Genomic DNA, 9,045 nt, shown 5'->3' with positions numbered 1-9,045 from the left:
ACACGCAATACTCCATGACAAAGCATTTTCCATCCTCAGAGGTGTAAATGACCGGCATGGCAAAGCCGATGTCCCGTCCATTCCGATGAAAGAACAGATAGAAGCACCGATCTTCCGGTCTGTCATGAATCTTCTGCACATGGGCTCGGTATTCCGAATCACTGAGAAAATATTCTCTGTTTCGGTCATTTGGATCGGGAAAAATATCTCGTTTGAAATACATGTGAAGCTGCTCCCAAAAAGCTGCAGCATCGTTTTCCGTGACTGCTTCACGGATGGTAATCGGGTTTTCCATTTTGCTGCCTCCAAAAAAGATTCGGAGGGTTAGGAAGCGTGAACCCTCCAGACACGATTCATCTTCATAAAAGACCACCCTTTCTGTTTTATATTTGTATGCAAGACACTTTGGGAAGTGTTGATACCTCCTGACAGAAACTTATTCAGCAAAAAGCGCTTGTGGGAAATCATGGTATTGCACGATTTCTTCCATGGCTGATATTTATTTGAATTCATTATAGCAGGAGTCGTGTTTCTTCACCATATTTCCCGGCTTCGGGTTCTGTATGGATTTTCTTGCAGCCCCATTTGATTTTCCACAAGCCTACGCAAGATTTAAATTTTTTCTGCGGATGCTGCCTCTTTGCACCTGCAACAAAACGGACCTTTGGAAAGTTTTTCGGCGTTTGGCAAGTTCATCACTTTTTTCTGTTACCTGTTCCAGTGTATCCCGATCGGAACATTTCTGGTCCCCCGGATACGCTTTCCGACCGTAATATAGTCGATCAGGATCTCCTCCATTTCGCGGGTCAGATGATCCGGATGCGCGTACTTTTCCACAATGGCATGGCGGGCATCCCCTGTTTCGATTTTTTCTTCCACGTCTGCGAGCTGTTTTTCTTTTTCTGCATCGTGCTGTCAAACTCCAGCTTTTGTTCCAGTTCGTCTTTGTCCAGATACTGCTCCGCGAGCGCGTCGAGTTCCCTGGGCACATATTGTTCCAGTCGGTTCACGGAAATGGAAGCGCCCGCGCAGGAATCCTTCGCGTAATGACGGTTCGGACAATGCAGGTAATGCCGGCTGCCGCGCAGGGGAGCACTCTTGCAGGACTGCAGCGTGGATCCGCAGCTGGCACAGCGAATCTTTTGGAAACAAAACGGCTGTTGATGCAAGGGGAAAGGGGGACTCAATCTGTCTGCTTGAGAACTCTCTGATTAAACTGATCCAATGCGAGAGCCGCCGCAATGCCCGCTGCCAGACAAATCAGGTTCGCCGCAGCGCTTCCCACGGAAACGGCAAAGCTGCCGAAGGGAATGATCATTACCGTGGCAGCTATCACGATACCGATGATGGCATGGAAAGCATAGGCATAAAAGCGATCGAATAGCGCGTTCACCGCCTTGGCCAGACCGATCACGGTGATCCCCGCGCCGATGACGGCGGGTGCCAGAACCTCCGGCCTCAGGCTGCCGAGCCCTTCCACAAACGGTGTGTAAAGGCCAAGCGGCATCAGAAGCGTGGAAAAGCTCATGCCGGGTGCAATCACGCTCAAAGCAAGGCAGAACCCACAGAAGAGATACCACGGAAAGCTGGGCGTGATCGTCACGGAAAAAAGATTCAGAGAAATCAGCAATGCCAGAATAACAGCAAACGCGATGGCGAGAGAAACCCAGCTTCCCCTCGGGCGGCCTTTTTCCCCTGCCTCCCGAAAAAGCGAGGGCAGCATGCCGGCGATAAGGCCAACAAAAAGGCACACGGAGGGATCGGGGTATTTTTCCAAAAGAAACGCCAACAGCTTGGCCACACCCAGAAAACCGACCGCCGCACCCAGAATGACCGACAGAAGTTTCGGCACATGTGTCCGGAAACGGCGGAAAGGGTTGCTCAGCAGCTCCATCACGGGCTTGTAAATGCCGAACACCACGCAGAGCACGCCGCCGGAAATGCCGGGCAGCACAGCTCCCACCCCGATCAGAACGCCCTGCAGCACCTGCAAAATCAGGCGCAGCACACCCGAACGATTCGTTTTCATATGCAATCGTCCTTTCATTTTTCCCTAAAACAACACGATACAAACAAATCTTTCCTAGGGCTTGTTTGAAAAATGTCAACATGCCCAACCTGCGGGTCTTTTGTCCCCTGGATGGCGCAATTTTTCCTTGAAATCCGCCAGGATTCCTGCGAAAAAATTGCTTGCCAGCGGCCCAAAATCCCTTGCTGCTGGACACATCGCCAATTTTCAAACAAGCCCTAGACCGGCTGCGGGACCGCCTCAAGGCCGGCGTCTAACCGGTCCCACCGGCCGAAATTCCGGCGCACGGATAACTAGCGGGTAGGTTTCCGGCACCACAAGACCGGCGATGTGATTCCGGCGGTTGGGTCAGCTTCTTCCCGGCGATTCCGCTTTTTCTACTCCGGCGTTGACAATATTTCCATTCTGCTCATTCTTTCGTCTCTTTTGTTGCCCGCTGTCCGGAAAATATCCCAAGCAGGGCTGGCCCACCAAAAATCAATCTCATTGTACGATCCCCGGCGGGGAATGGGAAGTCCCCAGTGTGGGCAAAAAACGGCCGCTCTCCAGGACAGTTCCGGGGAGCGGCCAAGGGGCCGGCGTTCGGTTGCAGCGCCGCTGGCAGGGGCGGCTCCTGGCGCGGAGATGAGCGCACGAATACATGATGGTAAGGCTATGGCACTCCATTCATTTAGAATGGATTTCAGCAACTCTCCAGAAATGGAAAATTACTGCTCTATTTCTTGGAGAAATATCTTATCATAATTCTCTTTATAGCTATCGAAAGCTACAAAAGGCTCTTCCATATCTCCAAAGAGATCGACCAGAGTTTCTGATAAAATTTCTGCAAATACACCAATGACGCGAAAGTGCGGAGACTGCTTATTCATATACAAAATGCTGATCCACAGTATTTGACTTAAATCTCTCATCAGTTCTTTGTCCAAACACAATGAACAAGAGCCTTTTTTCAAAACCTTCAGACTTATCAAGATATCATCAAATTTCTGCTGAATTTCTTCCACATCATCTCCAAAACCATATCGTAACGCATAGGCATAGCCATCTGCAAAGCCTTCCGCACTTCCGGCATGAGCAGCTATTATCGCTCTTGCTTCTTTTACGGTTATCTAAACCATCTCCTCATCAAATCCGATTTACTGTAAAGTAACTGTTTCAATCTTTCGGCGGTACCCCGCATTGTATGGCGAAGGGGAGTGTTATAGGTAGCTTTCACTATATCGACTCTGCGGGCTGCCTGCAATCCTATTTTTATCCGTCCCAGCCTCCTGGGGACGGCTGTCCGCACCTCTGCGGGGGGCGCTATGACAGTCTTATATCCCCTCTGTTCCTAATAGGTTCCCCATATACTGGGCATTGTTTGTACTGGCGGCAGCAAAATCTTCTTTTGAAATAGTCAAAAAGTATTTTTCTAATCCATCATGTGTATCGAGTTCTCCAGCAATTTGGATCACGTCGTCTATATAGAGGATAATTTCATGAAATTGAGCCAAATCAATCCCATATATATTGAAATTCTTTGGACGAAGTCCAATCGTTAAAATGCCATTTCGCTCCATGCCGGACAAATCCAGCGCGAAAAAACTTGCAACAATTTCTAAATTGACCCATTCGCCTCTTATATTGCTATGGGACGACCAAAGCCCAAGCTGGCACCGCAAATTCAAACCGTTCCATTTTAATTCCCGCTTAGATCTTAGATATCGCAATCCTTTCTTTTGATAGTAGCGGCCAACTTCCCGACAGACAGCTTGAAAAATATCTTTGGGTGGAATATCAGGAGACCTTGCATAAAGAATGCTTCCTTCTTCCCATTCCCACTCAGGCATATAGGCACCTCCTTGTGCGGCTTGATCGTGTTGATCTTCTCTCTCCGCCATCGGGACAAAGGTTCCCGCAAGGCCGCCCCGACAAAGATCAATCCCATTGTAGCATCTATAGACGGAAATGGGAAGTCTTTGCTGGTCAAAAAGCGGCCCAATCTGCGGAAGCACCTGACAGCGGCGGGAAAACCAGGTAAAATGAGATCGCAGGGCAAAAGGAAGTGGCGTGAAGTTCGTTTGCGCCTGGGACCTGGAGCCGGAGGAACTGGAAGAAATACGCCCAGGAGAATGTGCTCCCAGTGATCCCATACTTGGAGTTTGCCACATGAGGCAACTCAGGAGGAATGGGCACAGGGGAAGAGGTTTCCTGCCTGGCCAGACCGCCATTGGGCGGAAGGTTTCTCCATTATATTTTTCGATATGCTTGCTAGGGCTTGTTTGAAAAATCAGGAGGCTTGTACTAAAGCAACAAAATAGCAATGGCGGCAAGGTAAACGAAGGCTAAAAAGGAGGCGTCCAGCTTGTCATATCTGGTAGCAATCCTGCGAAACCATTTGATTTTTTGGAAGAAGCACTCGATTAAATGCCGCTCCTTATACAGATACCAGTCTACCGGCCAGGGATTAGACACGTTGCTTTGGGGCGGGATCACATAATTGGCCCCATGCTCTGAGATGTATTCCCGAATGGATCGAGCACCATAAGCTTGGTCTGCCAGCACATTGCTCCCGCAGAGTTCAACGTTTTCCAACAACTCTATGGCATGAACACAATCGTTATCATTTCCGGCCGAGAGAAGGAACTCCACTGGGTTGCCCAGCCCGTCTACAATGGCATGGAGCTTTGTGTTCAGACCACCTCTGGTACGGCCAACTGCCTTATCTGCCGTTTTTTTCCCCGCCATTGGCGCTTTCGTGTACCTTGATGCAGGTAGAATCCATGCTCAGATTTTCCATATCCGCATCCTCAGACAATGCGTGAAACACGGTTTCCAGTGTGCCATCATCCCGCCATTTGGCAAATCGGGCATACACAGACTGCCAGGGGCTGTAGGCCTCCGGCAGTTCCCGCCACTGGGCGCCGCTTCGGGCAATCCAGAGCATCCCGTTCAGCATTGTCCGGTTATCCTTGCGGGGGCGGCCTCGCTTCCCTGTTTCTTCCGGTGGCAGAAGTGGTTTGACTCGCTCCCATTATTCTGTTGTTAATTCATAGCGTTTCATACCTTTTAGTTTCGCATATTTGTTCCTTTTGTGCAACTTTTATTTTTCAAACAAGCCCTAGTATACAATATTTTGCGCGGAAAAGAAAGGTGTTACTCTGCGTTGCTTGCGGCAACGGGACGTTTTTCCTACAATGGAGAGTGAAAGGAGTGAATCCCCATGTTGAACGAAAACATCCGAGCGATCCGAAAATCAAAAGGACTTTCCCAGCAGGAGCTGGCGGTCAAACTCAATGTGGTACGGCAGACCGTCTCCAAGTGAGAGAAAGGGGTATCACTTAGATAAAGATACCACACCAATCCCACGCTGACTTTTGCTCAACCAATACAGCCGGAGGGCTGGATAACAAGAAAAGGCGGTATGCGCCCCGTGGAGGGGTAGCATATCGCCTTTTCTTGTGGGGGTTTCCAAAGGGGGCAACGCCCCCATTTGGCACACGACTTTGCGAAGCAAAGTGTAGTGTGTTATACGCTCTGTCGGCGTTGTCGTGAAAATGCCGTTGCCGCCGGGGAGGGCAAGGGCATTTGAAGCGGCAAGATTTGAAGCGGCAAGAAAACAGGGCTGTGCTTGCGTGGCGTGGAGCCGCAAGCGCAGGTCTGGTTTCATCAGCAGACAGGGCGTATATGAAAGCCCCCGTCCCTCGTCCTACGCTCCGACTTGTGGACAAAGTGTCCCGAAGTTGTGGCCACACTCCCGGAAAAGTAACAGGACAGCGGATAACCGTCAAGGCTGAAATGAACGGGGTTACACCCGACCTTGACGGTCGCCCGCCGTCCCGCTGAATGGGTGGACAAGGCGGCCAATCCCTCAAAGTGCTTGGCCGCTCTCTTTCTGATTTTGAGGTATTCAGTTTTTCAAAATTGAATAATCAAAATAAATTTTTTCGATTGAAAAAATTTTATTTGTTATCATCTTCAATGCCATATTTTTTCTTTTGCCGAATCACATAATTACTGATTTTTTCATCATATAGTGGATACTGGTAATCCAACTGGCATGCCACTTCTGACGAAACCTCCCGGAACAATGCCATACATTGTTCAAAGGATTCCCACATATGGGGATAGGAATCCATATTATAAGTGGACATAAGTCGTTCCCACAATTCCTCTGGGACATATTGCTTCATAAATTTATAGTTTTTTCCCAAACTGAAATGAAATCCCTGTTTGATACCAATCAGCCAGGAAATCATGCGAAGCAATTCTTTTCGTACTATATCATTCATATGGTCAATAGCAAAAAGAATTTCTTTGCGGCATAAGCCCTTTACTACATATGTTGTAGTATTCCAAAATTCATTACAGCAATCGTCAAACATTCTTTGAGTAGGCTTCTGCAAGTGGTAGTCTATATCCGTTGGTATTGGCGGCTTTACGATACGGTTGTCTTTATCCAACAGTAACTTTACCAGTTTATCCCATGTAAAATACTCGTCTATCAGTTCCAGCGGCAGCAAAGTTAAATCTATCTTAACATCATCAGTAAACAGCATTAAATATGAAAATCCCTTTTCTACAGCTGGAAATAATTCCATATCTTCCGGCTTTTGCAGAATCAACCTTTCACCAAATATATCTAGCCATTTATCATCACTTGTGAAGCTGTCCATATCCGTAACAAAAAAAGTAATATCAAAATCCTGAAAATCATCAGGCGGAATATTTGTATTTGTTCTAGATCCTTCCAAAGTAACCATGCGAATGCGTTTGTCTGTTTTTGCAAAATTCAAAACAATATCATAAACTTCCTTTTCTGATCTCATTTTTATCTCCTCCAATTATTGAAATAGGCGGGAAGCCATTTTAGGGCTTTCCCGCCTTGATTGCCCATCAGCAAAGACGGGCGGGACTGTCAACGGCGGCGCATTTATGCGCCGTTCATCTTGACCGTTGACTGGCTCGGCTGGCTTTGCTATCTCTCGATAAATTGTACCGAAATATTGAATTATTCTGGTACATACAAATAGCAACCTTTCACATGGTCATTTACAATTCCGATTGCCTGCATATACGCATATATAATCGTGCTGCCTACAAACTTAAAGCCTCGTTTTTTTAAGTCTTTACTGATTCTATCTGAAAGTGGCGTTGTTGCAGGAATGTCCGCTTCCGATTTGAAATGATTATGAATCGGTCTATTCTTAACATAAGACCAAATAAACTTATCAAAACTTCCGTATTCTTCTTGGATTTTGATAAATTGCTGTGCGTTTGTGATTGTCGACTTAATTTTTAATCTATTGCGAACAATATTGGGATTTTGCATTAACTCATCAATTTTAGTTTCGTCATAGAGAGCAATTTTTTGATAATCAAACTCGTTGAAGGCTTCCTTAAATGCAGCTCTTTTATTTAATATCGTCAGCCATGATAATCCGGCTTGCATACCTTCAAGAACCAACATTTCAAATAGTTTTCTATCATCATGAACGGGCTTTCCCCATTCCTCATCATGGTATTCTTTATAGAGTTCTGTGGTTGCCCACGAACATCTTTCTCTATCGTCTTTCTTCATGGTATCCTCCGTTTGTAAAATTTGTTTTTGTCGCCCACTTATTTTCTCCCCCGCTGTGGGTTTGGATTTTTCAGCAAGTCCGACTTCTGTGCAATCTTTTTCAGCCACTTCTTTTCTTCCTCAGACAGCTTCTTGTAATTCAGTTTAAGCCGCTTGCTCCGGGTCGCTGTCCTCTCTGGCGGTTTCCTCGGCGGTCTGTAAGAAATCTTCCAGTGGGTTGTCCTCCGGAACGCTGAAAAAATTGTCCTTATGGGCTTCCCGCAGGTCAAGGGCTATCTTGTTTATGTCCTGCTGTATCACATAGCGGCAAAAGCTGTCATCGTCAATATGGGCGGCGATAAGCTGTCGCAGCTGTGGGTCAGTCAAGCCGGGATTATGCTGTTTCATAATCGTTGCACTCACAGCGTCCACAATGGCGTTTGCGCTCTGCACCTGCTTTCCCGCTACTCCGTTCACATAAATTTCAAGGTCGGCCATGAGCCGGGGAAAATCCGGGTGGGTCGACAGTTCACACAAGAGAGAATTGTCCACCCGCCCGCTTTTCAATAGTTCAATCATATCATCACTCAAATGCAGGTCTGCAAGATTGGCGTTTGGGTGGTTTCTTGTTTGGGAACGGCCCAGCAGATAATCAACAGTCACTTCGTAAAACTTTGCTAACTCAATAAGGGCATAATGGCTGATGTCCTTGAGATTATCCCCCTCATAACTGCCTAAAGCAGACTTGGAGAGGTGAGTTCTCTCCGCAAGCTGTTCCAGCGTCAGCCCACGCTCCACACGCAGGTCTTTCAGGCGTTCTTGTATGGATAACTCCATGCTCTCCCTCCTTGTCTGCCCGATAAATGGGAAGGTGTCGTATTAAATATGACTACCATTTTTCTTTTCCCAATTATCTAAGCGTACTTTCATAGTGTCTCTCCACTCTTCACTGGGGCATTTTGAAATTAAATTTCTATATTTTGAAAGCAATTCTGGTTTGAAATATGTTTCAACTAAATGTAACAATGTCCATTCAACTTCATACATCGTACTTTCGGGGAAAATACCAATTAATGCCTCAACTTCTTCCTCTGTCAGCGGTGTTTTCACTTTTATAAGTAGTTCGTCATACTTGCTGACAAGCTCTCCTGCTGGATTACCTGTCAATGAGTCAGGCATTTGCCCAAGAGCTTTTAATTGAATGATTGTATCCTGCATTCGCATACTCCTTCTCGCTGTACTATTTTCATAGATTTCGATTTGTCTCTTTGTACTTATCATTTTACCACAATTCCGAGAGCGTGGAAATAGAGAGTTTTCCGGGCGGATTTCCTACCTTTCGGATATACGGGACGGGCGGTCATTTAGGTGTAGACTTAGGGTAGTTCATCGATGGACAGCACCTTGCTACGAAAATAAGTAGCGAGGGCGTGTACCTTGACAAACAGGTTTTCAATGCCTCATGAAAAACCATCGC

General features: G+C 46.8%; 8 protein-coding genes and 3 pseudogenes. 1 reads left to right on the top strand and 10 read right to left on the bottom strand.

Annotated elements, in window-relative coordinates; translation table 11 throughout:
* The 6 genes and pseudogenes from B5F35_RS16880 to B5F35_RS16850 all read right to left on the bottom strand — a co-directional run.
* A partial coding sequence (locus B5F35_RS16880) for a hypothetical protein (protein WP_442856491.1) occupies window positions 1-295 on the bottom strand: 295 nt, incomplete at its 3' end.
* 511 nt (window positions 296-806) lie between these two features.
* Entirely contained in the window at window positions 807-1,169 is a 363-nt protein-coding gene (locus tag B5F35_RS16870; RefSeq protein ID WP_162611468.1) for a recombinase zinc ribbon domain-containing protein, read from the bottom strand.
* Between the two features lie 14 nt (window positions 1,170-1,183).
* On the bottom strand, window positions 1,184-2,029 hold the full coding sequence (locus tag B5F35_RS16865; RefSeq protein WP_087242711.1) for a DUF368 domain-containing protein: 846 nt from the start codon (window positions 2,027-2,029) through the stop codon (window positions 1,184-1,186).
* Between the two features lie 707 nt (window positions 2,030-2,736).
* Entirely contained in the window at window positions 2,737-3,033 is a 297-nt protein-coding gene (locus tag B5F35_RS16860) for a hypothetical protein (RefSeq protein ID WP_087242709.1), read from the bottom strand.
* Between the two features lie 309 nt (window positions 3,034-3,342).
* On the bottom strand, window positions 3,343-3,858 hold the full coding sequence (locus tag B5F35_RS16855; RefSeq protein ID WP_087242707.1) for a hypothetical protein: 516 nt from the start codon (window positions 3,856-3,858) through the stop codon (window positions 3,343-3,345).
* A 454-nt stretch (window positions 3,859-4,312) separates the two neighbouring features.
* Window positions 4,313-5,021 (bottom strand): annotated as a pseudogene (locus B5F35_RS16850) (IS5 family transposase).
* A gap of 210 nt (window positions 5,022-5,231) precedes the next feature.
* On the opposite strand from B5F35_RS16850, the pseudogene B5F35_RS16845 reads away from it, so the two are divergent.
* Window positions 5,232-5,330 (top strand): annotated as a pseudogene (locus B5F35_RS16845) (helix-turn-helix transcriptional regulator); the annotation flags it as partial.
* Window positions 5,331-5,970: 640 nt separating this feature from the next.
* Here B5F35_RS16845 and B5F35_RS16830 read toward each other — a convergent pair.
* The 4 genes and pseudogenes from B5F35_RS16830 to B5F35_RS16815 all read right to left on the bottom strand — a co-directional run bounded on the left by B5F35_RS16830 (window position 5,971) and on the right by B5F35_RS16815 (window position 8,786).
* Window positions 5,971-6,837, bottom strand: a complete 867-nt coding sequence (locus B5F35_RS16830; RefSeq protein ID WP_001255868.1) for an aminoglycoside 6-adenylyltransferase AadE — start codon at window positions 6,835-6,837, stop codon at window positions 5,971-5,973.
* 182 nt (window positions 6,838-7,019) lie between these two features.
* Window positions 7,020-7,589: a DNA-3-methyladenine glycosylase I gene (locus tag B5F35_RS16825; RefSeq protein ID WP_005934810.1), complete on the bottom strand. Its 570-nt coding sequence runs from the start codon at window positions 7,587-7,589 to the stop codon at window positions 7,020-7,022.
* Between the two features lie 38 nt (window positions 7,590-7,627).
* Window positions 7,628-8,405, bottom strand: a pseudogene (locus B5F35_RS16820) (helix-turn-helix domain-containing protein).
* Window positions 8,406-8,447: 42 nt separating this feature from the next.
* Complete coding sequence (locus tag B5F35_RS16815) at window positions 8,448-8,786, bottom strand: hypothetical protein (RefSeq protein ID WP_087242704.1); 339 nt, start codon at window positions 8,784-8,786, stop codon at window positions 8,448-8,450.
* Window positions 8,787-9,045 lie beyond the last annotated feature (259 nt).

This window comes from Anaeromassilibacillus sp. An200, assembly GCF_002160025.1.
Classification (GTDB): domain Bacteria; phylum Bacillota; class Clostridia; order Oscillospirales; family Acutalibacteraceae; genus Caccousia; species Caccousia stercoris.
The sequence above is the reverse complement of the archived record's forward strand: the minus strand, read 5'-3'. Positions and strand labels throughout refer to the sequence as shown.